The sequence below is a fragment of the Corynebacterium amycolatum SK46 genome (assembly GCF_000173655.1).
Lineage (GTDB): Bacteria > Actinomycetota > Actinomycetes > Mycobacteriales > Mycobacteriaceae > Corynebacterium > Corynebacterium amycolatum_A.
Genome location: NZ_ABZU01000001.1, coordinates 131,571 through 147,651 on the forward strand (window position 1 = coordinate 131,571; position 16,081 = coordinate 147,651).

The window sequence follows — 16,081 nt, forward strand, 5'->3', positions numbered from 1 at the left end:
CCTCAAATCCCCTCTCCCGGTTGAATATGAAGGCCTAAACCTCCATCAGTTCCGCTTCCTTGCGTTCAACCAAGGAGTCCACCTGCTCGACGTAGTTCTTGGTGACCTGGTCCAGCTCCTTTTCGCCTGCCTGCACCTCGTCCTCGCCAGCGTCGCCGTCCTTCTGAATCTTCTTCAGAGTTTCCATGCCCTTACGACGGACATTGCGAATCGCAATCTTGGCGTCTTCGCCCTTCGAACGTGAGACCTTAACCATCTCACGACGACGCTCCTCGGTCAGCTGCGGGATAGTTACGCGCAGGACCTGGCCATCATTAGTCGGGTTCACACCCAGGTCGGAGTTGCGAATCGCGTTTTCAATGTCACCCATGACGCTCAGCTCATACGGCTTAATCAGCAGCATGCGCGGCTCCGGAACCGAAATGGTAGCCATCTGGGTAATCGGAGTCGGAACACCGTAGTACTCCGCAATAACGCCATTGAACATCGCCGGGTTCGCACGACCAGTGCGAATGTGCGTCAGCTCCTCGCGGCAGTGCTCTACGGAGCTACCGTACTTTTCTTCACAGTCAAGCAGGACTTCATCAATCATTGTGTTTTTAACCTCGGGTTTCTTCTCGGGTTCTAGATAGTTCTAGAGCGCTCTGTGGAAAGAACGTATTACGAACAAATTTATCAGCTGTGGACGAGAGTACCGATTTGCTCACCGGCTACCGCGCGCGCAATGTTTCCGTCGGTAAGCAGATTAAACACGAGAATCGGCATGTTGTTGTCCATGCACAGGGAGAAGGCGGTGGCATCGGCAACACGCAGATCCCGTTCCAGAACCTCACGGTGGGTGATGTCGTCGAACAGCTCTGCGTCCGGCACCTCACGTGGGTCGGCCGAGTAGACACCGTCAACGGCCTTGGCCATTAGCAGCACCTCGCAGCCGATCTCCAGGGCACGCTGGGCGGCGGTGGTGTCGGTGGAGAAGTACGGCATACCCATACCTGCGCCGAAGATGACCACGCGGCCCTTTTCCAGGTGGCGCTTAGCACGCAGCGGCAGGTACGGCTCTGAGACCTGTGCCATGTTGATGGCAGTCTGAACACGGCAGTCCACGCCCTCCTGCTCGAGGAAGTCCTGCAGAGCCAAGCAGTTCATGACCGTGCCCAGCATGCCCATGTAGTCAGAGCGTGCGCGGTCCATGCCGCGCTGCTGAAGCTGTGCGCCACGGAAGAAGTTACCGCCGCCGATGACGACACAGACCTCGACACCCTTTCGGGAAACTTCCGCAATCTGTCGGGCAACGTTTTGCACCACGTCCGGATCAACGCCAACCTTGCCGCCACCGAACATCTCACCACCGAGCTTGAGCATCACACGCTTGAAGCCATTGCGCTCGACAGATTCTGCCATGACCATGCACCTTTCTCACACCGTTTAAAAAGTCGCAGACGAGTCTACCCGGTCACGACAACAAGGCACACTTGACGCTCCGCATTGCCGGCGACATGACAGCAAAATGCCCCACTCGGGTTCCCGAGCGGGGCATTTAAACTAGCTCACAGCTAGAGGCTTACACACATATTACAGCGAATTAGTGCTGGCCAACCTCGAAGCGAACGAAACCGGTCAGGGTAACGCCAGCCTCGTCCATGAGCTGCTTAACGGTCTTCTTGTTGTCAGCGACAGACGGCTGCTCCAGCAGGACGACGTCCTTGTAGAAGCCGTTCAGACGACCCTCGACGATCTTGGCGATAGCCTGCTCCGGCTTGCCCTCTTCGCGGGTAATCTTTTCGTAGACAGCGCGCTCTGCCTCGACGCGGTCGGCCGGGACATCCTCGCGGGACAGGTACTGAGCCTTCAGAGCGGCGACCTGCATAGCTGCTGCGTGAGCAGCCTCTGCAGCGCCCTCTCCCTCACCGGTGTAAGCAACCAGAACACCGACAGCTGCCGGCAGATCTGCTGCACGGCGGTGCAGGTAGACAGCGATGTTGTCGCCCTCGAGAGTAGCGGCACGACGCAGCTCCAGCTTCTCACCGATCTTTGCGGAGAGCTCCTGGGTAGCGTCAGCTGCGGTCTGACCGTCGAGGTCAGCTGCTGCGAGCTCTTCCGGGGAGTTTGCCTTGACTGCTGCGGCAGCGTCGGCGACCTTGTTGGCGAAGTCGATGAACTCCTGGTTCTTGGCAACGAAGTCGGTCTCGGAGTTGACCTCGACCATGGTGTTACCAGAAACAGCAATCAGGCCCTCGGCAGCGGTGCGCTCTGCACGCTTGCCGACGTCCTTTGCGCCCTTAATACGCAGGATCTCGACAGCCTTGTCGAAATCGCCGTCGGTCTCGACGAGTGCGTCCTTACAAGCCTTCATGCCGGAGCCGGTCAGCTCACGGAGCTTCTTGACGTCAGCAGCAGTGAAATTCGCCATGCTGGGCGTTCCTCCTTGTGGTGGTTAGAACTTGTGGTGGTTAGAAAGTTCAGCTTTACTCAGCGGATGCCGTCTCAGTTGCAGTGGAGCCCTCGGCGTCCATCTCTGCAGCCTGGTCGGTGTTCTCAGCGGCGGACTCGATCGGAGCGTCGCCTGCTGCCTCGCGAGCAGCGTTGGCCTCGCGCTCAGCGCGAGCCTTTCGGCCCTCTTCAACAGCGGTGGAGATGATACGGGTCAGCACGGAAGCAGCGCGGATTGCGTCGTCGTTGCCCGGGATCGGGAAGTCAACGTCATCCGGGTCGCAGTTGGTGTCCAGGATGGCAACAACCGGAATGCCCAGCTTCTTAGCTTCGGCGACAGCGATGTGCTCCTTGTTGGTATCAACAATCCACAGTGCGGACGGAACCTTGGACATGTCGCGAATGCCGCCCAGGGTGCGCTCCAGCTTGGTGCGCTCACGGGTCAGCATCAGGATTTCCTTCTTGCCGCGACCCTCGTAGCCGTTCTCAGCAGCGTCCATTGCCTGAAGCTCCTTCAGGCGAGCCAGACGCTTGGAAACGGTGGCGAAGTTGGTCAGCATACCGCCGAGCCAGCGGTGGTTGACGTACGGCATGTCAACGCGCTCTGCCTCGTTCTGAACGGCTTCCTGAGCCTGCTTCTTGGTACCGACGAACAGGATGTTGCCACCGTGAGCGACAGTCTCCTTGACGAACTCGAAAGCCTCGTCGATGTAGGTCAGGGTCTGCTGCAGGTCGATGATGTAGATGCCATTGCGCTCGGTGAAGATGAAACGCTTCATCTTCGGGTTCCAACGACGGGTCTGGTGACCGAAGTGGACACCTGCATCGAGCAGTTCTCGCATGGATACAACAGCCATGTCATATTCAGGGAAGATCCTCACGTCCAGCCTGACTAGGGCTGCGGCTGCTTCCCTTCCTTTCTTATCCGATATAGGTGGTTACAGTTCACGCACAGGCTTTCCCTGTGCCCTAGCGCTCCCCCGCTGCCTCACACCCGACAGATATTCTTGCCGAGCACCCGTGAACCAGCCGGAATGGGTCGCGCGCGTAGTCTTTGTGCTAATGACCGCCCATTAAGGCAGACACCGCGAGCGTCATCTTATCTGATACATCGCGCAGGTCGCAATATCTGACACGCCCTGCTATCCACAGGGCAAAAAGTCATCCACAGCTACAACCGTTTGCAATGCACTGCCGCTTGTCGACGAGTGCAGCGTCCGCCACACTATCGCGCATGACGACCAAGCAGAGGCCCAGGCGCTCGCTAATGCGCACATTAGCGCTATTCGTGCTCGCTGTCGCGCTAACAACACCCCCAAGCCCACCTACAGCTACCGGCGAGCCAATATCCGCCATTGCGCATGCCCTCCCCGTCCACGGCGAAGTGCTACGCGACTATGCCCCACCGGAAAAACGCTGGCAGCCTGGGCATCGCGGAGTAGACCTGAACGCCTCCCCGGGCCAGCCAATCCGCGCCTCAGCTCCCGGTGTGGTGCATTTCGCCGGTTCGATTGCCGGAATGACTTCCGTGTCTATCATGCACGCCGATGGCATCCGCACAACCTATCAGCCCATAGATACCGCACTAGAAAAGGGAGACCACGTGGCCGCTGGCCAGGTGATTGGCCATCTTGTGGTCAATGCCAAACATCCCGAACCGGGTCTGCATTGGGGCGCGCTGCGCGGCAAGGACTATCTCAATCCGCTTGATTTGATCCAGCGGAGGCCAATCGTGCTCAAGCCCGTACGTAATTAAGCGCGAGGATGTGCCCGCTTATGTACCTCACGGAGGCGATCCGCTGAGACGTGGGTATAAATCTGCGTGGTCGCCAGACTGGAATGGCCGAGCATCTCCTGCACCACCCGCAAGTCAGCGCCACCTTCCACCATGGCCGTGGCCGCAGAGTGCCGGAGAGCATGCGGTGAAACATCAGCCCATTTATGAATAACTCGGCGCGCCTGCCGAGGATTCAACCTGCCTCCACGCACACCGAGAAAAAGCGCATGTTCGGCCTGTGCGGAAGCAGGAAAGTTTCCACGCACCTGGAGCCAACCTTTGAGTGCCGCCTCCGCTGGTGCACCGAAGGGCACGATGCGCTGCTTGTCCCCCTTACCCACTACCGAGATGATATGGCGGGAAAAGTTCACATCAGAGACGTCGGCCTTGCACAGCTCCTCTACACGCATCCCAGTGGCATACAGCAATTCCACGATGGCCAAGTCGCGAGCCGCTACTGCACTGTCCTCGGAGGAGACTTTCTCGATTGCCTCTTCAACCTTCTCCGGCGAGAGCACTTCCGGAAGATGCTGATGCTTCTTCGGCGTTGACAGCCGCAGCGACGGATCAGCGTCGAGAATTTGCCGAGCTACAAGCCAACTACAGAACTGGCGAATGGACGTCGTTAAGCGGGCCAGCGATGACCGCGCAGCACCCTCCGCGTGCTTCGCGCCGAGGTGCGCGCGGATGACAGGCGTGGAGAGTTCACTGATGTGGTCCAGGCCAGCGAGGAGGGGCATAAGATCGGCTCGATAGGCGCGGACGGTTGCGCCGGAGAGTCTGCGGGAATAAGTCAGCTCATCGAGAAAATCCATGAGTATGGCCTCGATATTGGCGGATAACCCGAAATCCAACTCAGCCCTGTCGTCGTTATCGGTTGCGCGCTTCACGGTTCTGACCTTAGTAGATACACATCGCAAGACCTCACCAGACAGCGGAAAAAGGCAGTGACTCCGACTTTCGCCAGAGCCACTGCCCTATTGCCTCACCCATGTCACAAGCCCGTTTCCGTAACAGTTACTTAGGCTTGCCTTGCCTATATTACTGAGCGTACAAAAAATTGCAATACCTAATTCAAGATTTTTTCGAGATTCTCTGCAGAAGGCTTTACTAGTGCGTCACTAACGCTTCTGTTCCTGGCGCAACCACCCGCCCTCCACCCGATTGGTCAGCCCCTGTCCCTGCAGCTCCAGCAACAAATGTGTCGTAAGCGCCACGGCTAATCCCGCCTGCGCCGCAACTTCTCCCACCGGCGTTGGCTCCGCAGAATTCAGAGAGTCGAAGACAGCGAGCTCATTGCGAGAAAGCTTCTGCACCGCCGACTTTTCCCACAACAATTCAAGCTGAGCGTCCTCATTCACTGTGCCAACTGACCGATACAGCGACCGCACATTGTCGGCACTACACACCAGGACAGCCTCGCCACTGCGGATTAGGTCATGACAGCCAGAGGTAGTTTGCAGCGTCACCGGTCCCGGCACCGCCCCCAAGGGCTTGTTTAACCTCACTGCCCAGTGCGCTGTGTTGCGCGCCCCTGAACGCCAGCCCGCCTCGACGATTGTGGTTGCCCGCGATAGGGCCGCTACCAGCCGATTCCTAGTCAAAAACCGATGCCGCGCAGGTCGCACACCCGGTGGATACTCCGTGACCAGCGCACCCCGCTCTGCAATCCGGTCGAAGAGTTCTGCATGCGTCCGCGGATAGTCAACCCCTACACCACCGGCTCCGACCACAACCGTAGTGCCGCCAGCGTCGAGCGCCGCTCGATGCGCCGCGGCATCAATCCCCAACGCACCACCACTGATGACACCAACCCCCGCATTCGCGAACTGCCCCGCGAATTGGGCCGCCACTTGTGTCCCGTAGCTGCTGGCCATCCGCGTTCCGACAATAGCCACCGCTTCACTGAGCATCTCCCGCAAGTCACGCCCACGCACCCACAGCGCAAGTGGTGGCGCATCGGCGCGGTCACGGACTTCGAGCGTCGTAAAGCAGGACAGCAACTCCCCCGGCCACTCTGGGTGCCCCGGATAGATGAGACGCCACCCCATCGCCGCCGCCGACTCCAAATCGTGGCCGCTCTGGTCAACGTCGGCCCTTGCCTGCGTCGTATTGAGCAGACCTTCCGGCAGCCCGGCGCGAGCCTTGATCCTCTCCGCTACCTCTACCGGCCCAAACTCCGTCACGAGCCGCACAATCTGCGGATGCGTCGCCTCTACCACACGATTCAGGTAAGCCCACGCGTGAATTTCATCCATTTCTCCCCCTTGATAATGGTTCGGTTGTATTAGCTGCTCTCGCGGTCGTGCAGCTGGCAGGCGCGTTGCACATGCTCGAAGGTAAACGCGTCTGCCCCCTCGAGGTCTGCGAGCGTCCACGCGACTGCGATTACTTTGTCCACTCCCCGCTGGGTAATCTCTCCGTTCCTCAACTGGTAGTCCAATAACGCCATCGCCTCTTCGTCCAGGCCCGCGTGACGACGGAGAAGCGAGCGTGGCACACTCGCGTTGGTGACGGCTGCTTCGTCAGCAAGCCCCAGGGCCTGCCACCTATGGCAGGCACGGTCACGTGCGGCCTGTACCCGATCGCGAACGGCCGCGGAGGGCTCATTGTGTGCTTTGTTTGTAATGCCCAGCTTGGCCCCGGCAGGACTGAGCGTGACGTTGAGATCCATGCGATCGCGAAGCGGGCCCGATAATGCGCGACCATGCTTGGCTCGCTCGGTACTAGAACAGGTGCATTCGCTGGCGTACGCCGCCCCGCACCGACACGGATTAGTCGCCATGACTAGTTGTGTTCTCGCCGGAAAGGTCACTCGGTGGTGCGTACGCAGGTGGACGACCACCCCGTTTTCCATCGGCATCCGCAACGCATCCAATACCGCCGGGCGCATGAGGGTAATTTCGTCCAAGAAGAGCACCCCATGGTGGGCAAGGCTAATCGCGCCGGGCTTGGGCACAGCACCGCCGCCGACTAGCGCTGCCACAGTCGCGCTGTGATGCGGTGCCACAAACGGCGGATGTTGAACAAGAGTGTCCGTAGTATCCAGTGCTCCGGCCACCGAATGCAGCGCGGTGACCTCCAGCTGCTGCCACTTCTGCAATGGCGGCAGAATTGTGGGCAAGCGCTTAGCGAGCATGGACTTCCCAGTTCCCGGAGAACCCTGCATGAACAGATTGTGCCCACCGGCTGCCGCTACCTCGAGCGCGAAGCGGGCGTCAGGTTGGCCATCGACATCGGCCAGGTCTACCGAGAAGGCTTCTTCGCTGGGGTCGTCGTTAAGCGCGGTCGTCAAACCTGAGCCGGTGAGTACCCAGCCCCATAGCTGTGTGAGGTCGGCTGCGGTGCAGACTGCGATGCCGTCGACGAGCGCGGCCTCGGCGGCGTTGGCGGCGGGAACGACAACCCAACGGGCGCCGGCCTCGCGGGCGGCAAGGACCTGCGGCAGCACTCCACGCACCGGGCGAATGGAACCGTCGAGCCCAAGTTCGCCAATGAGAACCGTATGGCGGAGACGACCTCGGGCCTCCATGTCATCGCTGGTTGCGATAAGGATGGCGCAGACGATGGCGAGGTCAAAGCTAGTGCCGTGCTTGCGGATATGCGCCGGAGACAGACTCACCACGACCTTTGTCTTCGGCCAGGGCAGCTGCGAGTTAGCAACCGCCGTACGCACGCGATGTTTGGCTTCTCCGACGGCGGCATCGCCGAGCCCACCGATATACATTCCCGGCAAACCACGCCCAACATCGGCTTCCACCTGCACAATAGTTCCTTCAATGCCACTGAGGCTGACTGCAAGAGCTGTACCGACAGTCATCTAGCAGTCCCACATGATTGCGTCGCAGATTGCGGGAATGTATGTAACCGCTACGACTGGAGGACCGGACGAAGGGCTGGACACTGTGACTTCTGCACAGTCGATAACTACGGACTCCAACCAGTAGGTAGAACTTTCTGACAGCCACTGCGCCGCCGCCTTGCGTAAATGACGAAGCTTAGCCGCTGTGATGGCCTCTCTGCCGTCCCCAAACTGACTACTTCGCGAGCTGCGCCGCGTTTTTACTTCCACAAAATGCAGCCTGCCGTTGATGTCTTCAGCAATAAGATCGAGCTCATAGCGCCCGACCCGCTCATTCCGAGCAATAACTTGCCACCCGTAATCCTCCAACATCTCAGCAACGAAATCCTCCCCAAACGCGCCGAGCTGTCTCGTGGTCAGTTCTTCAAAGCTCTGTGTCATAGCCCCCAGTCCCCCTGGTTCCCCGTTGAATTGTGCCTTGGCGGCTCGGAAACACTCTTGCACAGCGGGCATGACAAAGGCCCTCCGATAGATGCTCGGAGGGCCCTAACTGTGGATAATTTTTCGACTGTGGATAACTGTCAGCAGCTTGCCATAACAAGCGATGACAACCGACGATAAACTACGGCAGTCGCAAGTCCGGCTTATCCAGTTCCTCGATATTGACATCCTTGAAAGTGATAACGCGCACGTAGCGGACAAACCGAGCCGGGCGATGGACATCCCACACCCACGCATCCGACATCCGCAGCTCGAAATAGACCTCGTTTTCGCTGTTGTGCGGAATCAGCTCCACAGCATTAGCAAGGTAGAACCTGCGCTCCGTCTCAACTACGTAGGAAAACTGACTAACGACATCGCGGAACTCCTTGTACAGGGATAGTTCAACGTCGGCCTCGTAGTTTTCTAGATCTTCTGCGCTCACGACCGCGACGGCTCCTTCGAGTGTTTACATGTTGCTCTTTTTGTACATGTTGGTCTATTCGGGGTGCTCAAGATACTCCGCGTGTGCCAAGCGCACATTGCGGTATGACCACCGATGCTCCGGGGTTGCGCCATGGCGTGAAATCGCTTCCATATGCGATGCCGTGCCGTAGCCCTTATGCCCCGCCAGACCATAGTCCGGATACTTCTCCGATAGGTCAACCATAATGCGGTCGCGGGTGACTTTGGCTAAGACACTCGCAGCAGCAATACATCGGCAGGTGGAATCACCACCAATCACGGGCAAATAGGGTGCGGTGAAGCCAGACACCTTGAGCGCGTCGGTAAGCACGTAGCCAGGGCGCTGCTCCAAACCGGCTACCGCGCGGCGCATTCCAGTGACATTCGCGTCCTGGATGCCGAATTGATCGATGTAGGATGCGGGGATCGTCGTCACGCAGAAAGAGATGGCGAAGCGCTGGATGAGCGGAAAGAGCCGTTCGCGTGCGGCTGGCGTGAGCTTTTTAGAATCGGTGAGCTTATCCAGCTCTGCGATGGGGCGTTCGGGAAGGCAGCAGGCAGCGATAACTATCGGGCCTGCACAGGCGCCGCGGCCAGCCTCGTCGACCCCAGCTACAGGCCCAAGGCCGCGCTTTGCCAGTGCGACCTCCATCGTGCGCGACTGCTTCAACCTCCGCAGTTTCGGCGCCGGCGGCGTGAGCAGACGGTGCTGACTAGTTGTGCTGGATATCTGGATCATCGACGCCACCGATGCGGTTAAACGGCAGGATGATTGCCTGCACCTTGCCGACGACGTTATCCAGAGGCACAGTACCCTGCAGCTCGTCACCCATGTGATAGCGAGAGTCCGCAGAGTTGGTGCGGTTGTCACCCATGACCCACAGATGCCCCTCCGGCACTGTTACCGGCCCGAAGTACGGGCCACCACACTGCTCAGAGCCAAGATTATCCACCACTGGCTTGTCTGCCGGAGTTTTAATGAAATCCTGCTCTGTCATCTTGCCGTCAACCATGATGCCGGGATCTCCTGGGCGACACTGCACAGTCTGCCCACCCGTGGCAATCACACGCTTGACCAACGCATTTTCATCCGGCGCAACAAGGCCAATCCAGGAACCAACCGTCTGCAGCGAGTTCGCCACCGGGTTAGTTGAACGCTGTGACACGTAGTTACTATTCCAGGACTCCGGGCCATTAAAGACGATAACATCACCGGGCTTGGGATCTGAGAACTGGTAGGAAACCTTATCCACCCAAATGCGGTCACCGGTGCACCCGACACATCCGTTGAGCGTCGGCTGCATCGACTCGGATGGAATCACGTAGACGCGGCCGATAAAGGACTGCACACCAGCACTGATGAGCAGGGCAATCACGATAATGATTGGAATCTCGATGTACCACGGAGTGTGCTTTTCAGGCTCCTCGTCAAGTTTCCGGAAGCCTTTCAAGCCTTCAGTACGGTCTTCTTTTTGGCCGTCAGTCTGTTCGCGCGAATCGTCGTCGGTCATGGGAAAAGACTATACGCGATAGAAAAATCCCCACCGAGCTCAACACTCGATGGGGATTATTTTGCGCCAAAAGACTAGCGGCGCTCCTTGATGCGTGCAGCCTTACCGCGCAGGTTGCGCAGGTAGTACAGCTTCGCACGGCGAACGTCGCCCTTGAAGACAACGCGAATCTCGTCGATGTTCGGGGAGTGCACCGGGAAGGTACGCTCAACGCCGATGCCGAAGGACATCTTGCGGACGGTGAAGGTCTCGCGGACGCCACCGCCCTGGCGACGGATAACGACGCCCTTGAAGACCTGAATACGCTCGGTCTTACCTTCAACAATCTTTACGTCGACCTCGACGGTGTCACCAGCGCGGAACTCCGGAACGTCGTCGCGCAGGTATGCTGCATCAACCTTGTCAAGAATGTTCATGGAAACTTATTCCTTTACTTTTTGCATAGACAGAGGACCCTGGCGGCACTTTCCCACAGAGGGACGCTCGGCCGGTTCATGCCCGAAACAGGTAAAGCTGCCTATAAAGACAACCTGGAAATTATTACACACCCCCTGGTCAGAAACCAAACTCTTCCATGTTCGGTGGGTCTTGCGGGGCTTCCGGGGCTTCCGGGTCTTGCGTGTCTTGCGTGTCTTGCGGGTTGGGAGTATCGGCGTCTTCTCCCCTGCGTGCTTCCTCGACCAGCTTCCGCGATTGCTCTATTAGTTCCTGGCGATACTCGTTATACTCTGCCAGCGCCTGCGCCATTCGCAGTCCCCGTTTGTCAAAGGTGTAGCGTCCGTGCCCGGCAAGCGGCCCATCTTCCAGGCTCACCGCCTTTTTGCCCGTGCTTGACGACGTCCACAGTTCCACTCCATCCCGATCACGTGCAACATCCCACAGACCAGCCGTTTTCATGTTGTGGTGTCGGCGACAGAGGCAGTGCAGGTTCGGCGTTTCCGTTGCCCCGCCCTCTTCTGGGTGCTCTTTGTCGTACGGCTCAATATGGTCAATGTCGCAGAGCTCCGCGGGTACATCACAGCCCGGGAAGCGACACGTACCGTCCCGACCTTTAACGAAGGCCCTCTGACTTTCGGTTGGGGCGTAGCCCTCCGCGGTTTCGTCGGCAAGCATACGAATATGCGTGACCTTTTCGATCCACGCCTGCGTAGCTAGCTGCGAGATCCAGCCAACGCCGCCAAGCCAGGCGGTGCGCGGGCGCTCCTCTGTGGCGGGACAGTACAGGTTGAGCACGATTTTTGCCTCGGCGGTGCCGCGGATGAGGTGCGTCAAAGCTTCGACACGGGTACAGCCAGCTGAGCTGGAGATGGACTCAAGGGTGGTTTTGAACTCGAGAGCGCGGGTCTTTTCCAGCTCCATAAAAACTTCCGCAAAGTTGTCGCTCTCTTCAAATCCGATACTCTCTCCTACTATTTCGCGTTCTCCTGCGGGAAGCAGCGGATCGACATCACCCGGAAGGTTTTTGGGGCGAAGCTGAGGTTCAATTTCTTCGATAACCCGTTGCAGGAATTTATGCAGGCTGCGAACTCCCCGGAGTGCCTCACCATGCTTACGGGGAATGACAAAGCGAGCAATTTCTTCTTCAACAGCTGCACGCACCTCTGGATCGTGGAGCGGCGCTGTCGCGCGAGCAATGGTGATCAAATGCGCAAAGGGCAAATGAGCGCGAGCTTTAATAAAGGCACCCAGCCGGGGCATGCGCGCTAACTGAATGCCGACCTCCACATACTCGAGCGCTTTACCGCGGGAAATACCCAATTCGGGCGCGATTTCAGCAATATATGCATCCACATCAATCTCAAGCGACTTCGGCGTGCAACCGCAAGCTATACCCAGTTCCAGGCGATTGCGTTGGATACCCGCCACCGCCAACTGGTTCGTGGATGACTCGTGGAAAAACTGCGGCGCTTCAGGTAGCAGAGCCGCTTGGTAAACATCGGACGGTTGTTTGGCCGGACTATCTTTTTCAGACATTGTTCCCCCAAAGCCCCAACCTCGCTCGGTGTCGATGACCAGTGAATACCACTAGCCCAACGCCAAGAAGAGAAGCTCAAGCACTTTGTTCTTGATGCCTCCATTTTAGCACACCCGTTCGCTTTAACAACCCCTTTCGTGAAACTTTTTCGCCTATATTTTCGAGGGTGTTGTTGAATGTCGCGAGGTGCATATTCCTGCGAAACTCCGCGCACGCTAAGACCGCACGCTAAGACCGCACGCCAATAACGAGCGCCGCCGGCCGTTGCTACAAAGCCCCCCCCAACTGCTAGATTGTCTCCATGCAGCAGATTCCACGCTTTGACCCCTGGATTGTTCGAGGAACAATCATCGCCCCGTGCGTTCCGACCATTGCACAGCTTCTGTGGGTAATTGCCATTTCCGACCGACTACCGGAGCAAATAGCAACGCATTGGAGCGGCGGGGACACGCCGAACGGTTTCATGCCGCCGGTTCAAAGCACATTGGTTATGGCCATCATCGTCATAGCATGTGCGCAGATCGGTTGGCTCGGCGCCAAAACCAGAACGCCGCTTGTCGTACGCAAGCCTATTGCAATAACCAACCTCGCTCTCTGCGGCTTCTTAATCGGCGTTGAATTTGCGATTATCATCCCGCAAATCGACACGACGGACCCTACGACCGCCCGAATCGGCTGGATCTATGCAATAGCCGGTGTCATCATCGGCCTAGTCGCTGCCCTGTTCGTGGCGCGCCACCTCAAGGACTACTCCTCGCTTACCGACGCCACGGTCACCGAGTCGACATCGCCACATTTGCCCCATAGAGAAGGAGACCCAACTCCCATCGATGTCAGTGTGACCATCTCTAAGGGTGTCAAGATAGCCCTCGCAGTCTGGTGCGTGGTGTCTGTAACGCTCTCAGTGTTCCTGCCAAGCCTCGGCATCATTTTTCTGCTGTGCGCGCCGCTATTCCTCATCGCATATGAAACCGGCATGACACTAGACACGGACCCGAATACCGATTCCATTACCGTTTTTAACGGCTGTGGCCCGCTGAAGATGAAACACCGCATTGAGCTTCGAACCATCAAATATGCGAAGCCGGCCACTTATAACTGGGCCGACGGTGGCGGTATTGGGCTTCGACTTGGAAATGATGGCCGCATCATCGTGGCGGCACGGTCAGGCGAGGCCGTCAAGATTGAGACCTCAGGTTCCGATTACACCATCGTCGTACCTGATGGAATGGCTGCGGCTGTCGCGGGTGAGATCAACAGCCGCATCGACGCTATGCGCCAATAGGCTATGCACTAATAAATCAAGCGCTAACAGATCAGGAGCTAAAAGCCTGCCCTGCGCAGCGCGTCGGCCATGGAACCGCCCTGCTTCTTGTTCTGGGAACCGCGCTTGCGGCCGCCTCCACGGACTTTCCCGCGACCGCCACCAGTATTCGGCTTGGCATCTGAGGTGTCGTCGTCAAGCCTGAGCGATAGACCGATGCGGTTGCGTTCGACGTCAACGTCGAGAACCTTCACCTTGACCACCTCGCCCGAGCGGACGACCTCATGTGGGTCGGAGACGAAACCGCGGGCCATGTTGGAGACGTGAACGAGGCCGTCCTGGTGGACCCCGACGTCGACGAAGGCGCCGAAGGCCGCGACGTTGGTGACGGTGCCCTCGAGAATCATGCCTGGCTGAAGATCGGAGATCTTCTCCACGCCTTCCTTGAAGGTGGCGGTGACGAACTCGGGACGCGGATCGCGGCCGGGCTTGTCCAGCTCAGCCAAGATGTCCTGGACGGTGGGCAGGCCGATACCTGCGGACTCATCGACGAATTCCGCAGCACGCACCTTGGAAAGGACGCGGGAATTACCGATGAGCTCCTGGACACTAACGCCAGCCGACGCGGCGATGGCATCGACGACGCTGTAGGACTCCGGGTGCACGGCAGAGGCATCCAGCGGGTTGTCAGCGCCGTGGATGCGCAAGAAGCCAGCGCACTGCTCGAAGGCCTTGGGACCGAGACGCGGAACCTTCAGCAGTTCCTTGCGGGAGGTGAAAGCGCCGTTTTCGTCTCGGTAGGCGACGATATTGTCCGCAACAGTCGAGGACACGCCAGCAACGCGACCGAGCAGCGGCGCGGAGGCGGTATTGACCTCGACACCGACAGCATTCACCGCGTCCTCCACAACCGCGTCGAGAGAGTGCTCGAGCTTGGTCTGGGAAACGTCGTGCTGGTACTGGCCGACACCGATGGACTTCGGATCGATTTTGACGAGCTCTGCAAGCGGGTCCTGCAGGCGGCGGGCAATCGACACGGCACCGCGGAGAGAGACATCCATGTCCGGGAACTCGGCTGCTGCCAGGGATGATGCGGAGTACACGGAAGCACCGGCCTCAGAGACCACCACTGGGGTCGGCTTCTTGCCGCCGGCCTGAGCAATCAGGTCGGCGCTTTCGCGGGCCAGAGTTTCGGTCTCGCGGGAAGCGGTGCCGTTGCCGATGGCCATGAGCTCCACTCGATGAGTGGCGCAGAGAGTGGCCAGCTGCTCCTTGGCGCCAGACCAGTCATTGCGCGGCTGGTGCGGGTAGACGATGGCAGTGTCGAGCACCTTGCCGGTGGAGTCGACAACGGCGCACTTCACACCATTGCGGTATCCCGGATCCAGGCCGAGAGTGGCGCGTTGACCAGCAGGGGCAGCCAGCAGCAGGTCGCGCAGGTTACGGGCGAAGACATCCACGGCTTCAGCCTCGGCGCGCTCCTTCAGTCGAGTGCGGGCATCGAGGGCAGCGGACACCTCCAACTTGGTACGCCAGCCGAAACGAACGGCCTGGTCAATCCACTTGGAGGCGCCGCCGTCGGGAAGTTCAAAGGCCTCACGAATCATGTGTTCGTAGGTCTCATCTTCACCCGCATCGATGTTGAGAGTCAGGATGCCCTCGGCCTCTCCACGCAGCACGGCCAGCACACGGTGGCTGGGCATGGTCTCCAGCGGTTCGTTGTGCTCGAAGTAGTCGCGGTACTTCGCGCCCGCAGTCTCCTTGCCCTCCACCACGGCAGCGGCGGCGGAACCGGAAGACCACACCTGCTCACGGACAGAGCCAACCAAATCAGCATCAGTAGCGAAGCGATCGACCAAAATGGCACGGGCACCGGTCAGAGCGTCCTTCGCATCCTTACCAGCTGCCTCGCCGTATTTAGTGGCCAGAGTCTCGGGATCCGCGGCGGGGTCGGCCAGGAGCTCCTCCACCAGCGGTTCGTACCCCGCCTCACGCGCAATATCGGCCTTGGTCTTGCGCTTCTTTTTGTACGGCAGGTAGAGATCCTCCAACCGTGCCTTGGTGTCGCAGGCGAGGATGGCGGCCTTGAGGTCGTCGTTAAGCTTTCCCTGCTCTTCGATGGCGGCGAGAATCGTCTGCTTGCGCTCTTCTAGTTCGCGCAGGTAGACGACGCGTTCCTCGATGAAACGCAGCTGTGTGTCATCGAGCCCGCCGGTTACTTCTTTGCGATAGCGGGCGATGAAAGGCACGGTGTTGCCTTCGTCGAGAAGCTTGATAGCGGCGGCGACGGCACTTTCGGCAACGTCTGCACCAGTGGCGGCGAGTTCTCTGGCAATTACTGATGAAATCACCCGGGCAACTTTACTATCGTGGAAGT

The 16,081-nt window shown here is 58.8% G+C and carries 16 protein-coding genes; 2 read left to right on the forward strand and 14 right to left on the reverse strand.

What is annotated here, in order from left to right; translation table 11 throughout:
* Positions 1-34: 34 nt before the first annotated feature.
* The 4 genes from frr to rpsB all read right to left on the reverse strand — a co-directional run bounded on the left by frr (position 35) and on the right by rpsB (position 3,287).
* Positions 35-592, reverse strand: coding sequence for a ribosome recycling factor (frr, locus tag CORAM0001_RS00575; RefSeq protein WP_005509525.1), 558 nt, complete (start codon positions 590-592; stop codon positions 35-37).
* 83 nt (positions 593-675) lie between these two features.
* Positions 676-1,401, reverse strand: a complete 726-nt coding sequence (pyrH, locus tag CORAM0001_RS00580) for a UMP kinase (RefSeq protein ID WP_005509726.1) — start codon at positions 1,399-1,401, stop codon at positions 676-678.
* Positions 1,402-1,582: 181 nt separating this feature from the next.
* The gene (gene tsf / locus CORAM0001_RS00585; protein ID WP_005509403.1) at positions 1,583-2,410 is read right to left on the reverse strand and encodes a translation elongation factor Ts; all 828 of its coding nucleotides are present in this window, start codon (positions 2,408-2,410) and stop codon (positions 1,583-1,585) included.
* Positions 2,411-2,465: 55 nt separating this feature from the next.
* Complete coding sequence (gene rpsB, locus CORAM0001_RS00590; protein ID WP_040360682.1) at positions 2,466-3,287, reverse strand: 30S ribosomal protein S2; 822 nt, start codon at positions 3,285-3,287, stop codon at positions 2,466-2,468.
* Positions 3,288-3,697: 410 nt separating this feature from the next.
* Between rpsB and CORAM0001_RS00595 the strand changes: the two genes are divergently transcribed.
* Positions 3,698-4,186, forward strand: a complete 489-nt coding sequence (locus tag CORAM0001_RS00595; RefSeq protein ID WP_040360800.1) for a murein hydrolase activator EnvC family protein — start codon at positions 3,698-3,700, stop codon at positions 4,184-4,186.
* Here CORAM0001_RS00595 and CORAM0001_RS00600 read toward each other — a convergent pair.
* The 9 genes from CORAM0001_RS00600 to CORAM0001_RS00640 all read right to left on the reverse strand — a co-directional run bounded on the left by CORAM0001_RS00600 (position 4,183) and on the right by CORAM0001_RS00640 (position 12,439).
* Positions 4,183-5,037, reverse strand: a complete 855-nt coding sequence (locus CORAM0001_RS00600) for a tyrosine recombinase XerC (RefSeq protein WP_425265853.1) — start codon at positions 5,035-5,037, stop codon at positions 4,183-4,185. The two genes, CORAM0001_RS00595 and CORAM0001_RS00600, sit on opposite strands and share 4 nt — an antisense overlap.
* Positions 5,038-5,328: 291 nt before the next feature.
* A complete protein-coding gene (dprA, locus tag CORAM0001_RS00605; RefSeq protein WP_005509461.1) occupies positions 5,329-6,465 on the reverse strand; it encodes a DNA-processing protein DprA in 1,137 nt (378 codons plus the stop codon).
* Between the two features lie 29 nt (positions 6,466-6,494).
* Positions 6,495-8,027, reverse strand: a complete 1,533-nt coding sequence (locus CORAM0001_RS00610) for a YifB family Mg chelatase-like AAA ATPase (protein ID WP_005509318.1) — start codon at positions 8,025-8,027, stop codon at positions 6,495-6,497.
* A complete protein-coding gene (locus tag CORAM0001_RS10850) occupies positions 8,028-8,450 on the reverse strand; it encodes a YraN family protein (RefSeq protein WP_081451080.1) in 423 nt (140 codons plus the stop codon).
* A gap of 181 nt (positions 8,451-8,631) precedes the next feature.
* Positions 8,632-8,934: a DUF2469 domain-containing protein gene (locus CORAM0001_RS00620; RefSeq protein ID WP_005509529.1), complete on the reverse strand. Its 303-nt coding sequence runs from the start codon at positions 8,932-8,934 to the stop codon at positions 8,632-8,634.
* 54 nt (positions 8,935-8,988) lie between these two features.
* Positions 8,989-9,693: a ribonuclease HII gene (locus tag CORAM0001_RS00625; RefSeq protein ID WP_081451075.1), complete on the reverse strand. Its 705-nt coding sequence runs from the start codon at positions 9,691-9,693 to the stop codon at positions 8,989-8,991.
* Positions 9,668-10,465: a signal peptidase I gene (lepB, locus tag CORAM0001_RS00630; RefSeq protein WP_005509713.1), complete on the reverse strand. Its 798-nt coding sequence runs from the start codon at positions 10,463-10,465 to the stop codon at positions 9,668-9,670. The genes CORAM0001_RS00625 and lepB overlap by 26 nt, the downstream gene beginning before the upstream one ends.
* Positions 10,466-10,539: 74 nt before the next feature.
* A complete protein-coding gene (gene rplS / locus CORAM0001_RS00635) occupies positions 10,540-10,881 on the reverse strand; it encodes a 50S ribosomal protein L19 (RefSeq protein ID WP_005509575.1) in 342 nt (113 codons plus the stop codon).
* A 139-nt stretch (positions 10,882-11,020) separates the two neighbouring features.
* Positions 11,021-12,439 (reverse strand): HNH endonuclease signature motif containing protein, encoded by a 1,419-nt coding sequence (locus CORAM0001_RS00640; RefSeq protein WP_050773563.1) that lies wholly within the window; start codon positions 12,437-12,439, stop codon positions 11,021-11,023.
* A gap of 302 nt (positions 12,440-12,741) precedes the next feature.
* Between CORAM0001_RS00640 and CORAM0001_RS00645 the strand changes: the two genes are divergently transcribed.
* Positions 12,742-13,725: a DUF1648 domain-containing protein gene (locus tag CORAM0001_RS00645; protein WP_005509518.1), complete on the forward strand. Its 984-nt coding sequence runs from the start codon at positions 12,742-12,744 to the stop codon at positions 13,723-13,725.
* A gap of 38 nt (positions 13,726-13,763) precedes the next feature.
* On the opposite strand, the gene CORAM0001_RS00650 is transcribed toward CORAM0001_RS00645, so the two are convergent.
* A complete protein-coding gene (locus CORAM0001_RS00650) occupies positions 13,764-16,055 on the reverse strand; it encodes a Tex family protein (protein ID WP_005509647.1) in 2,292 nt (763 codons plus the stop codon).
* Positions 16,056-16,081: the final 26 nt, after the last annotated feature.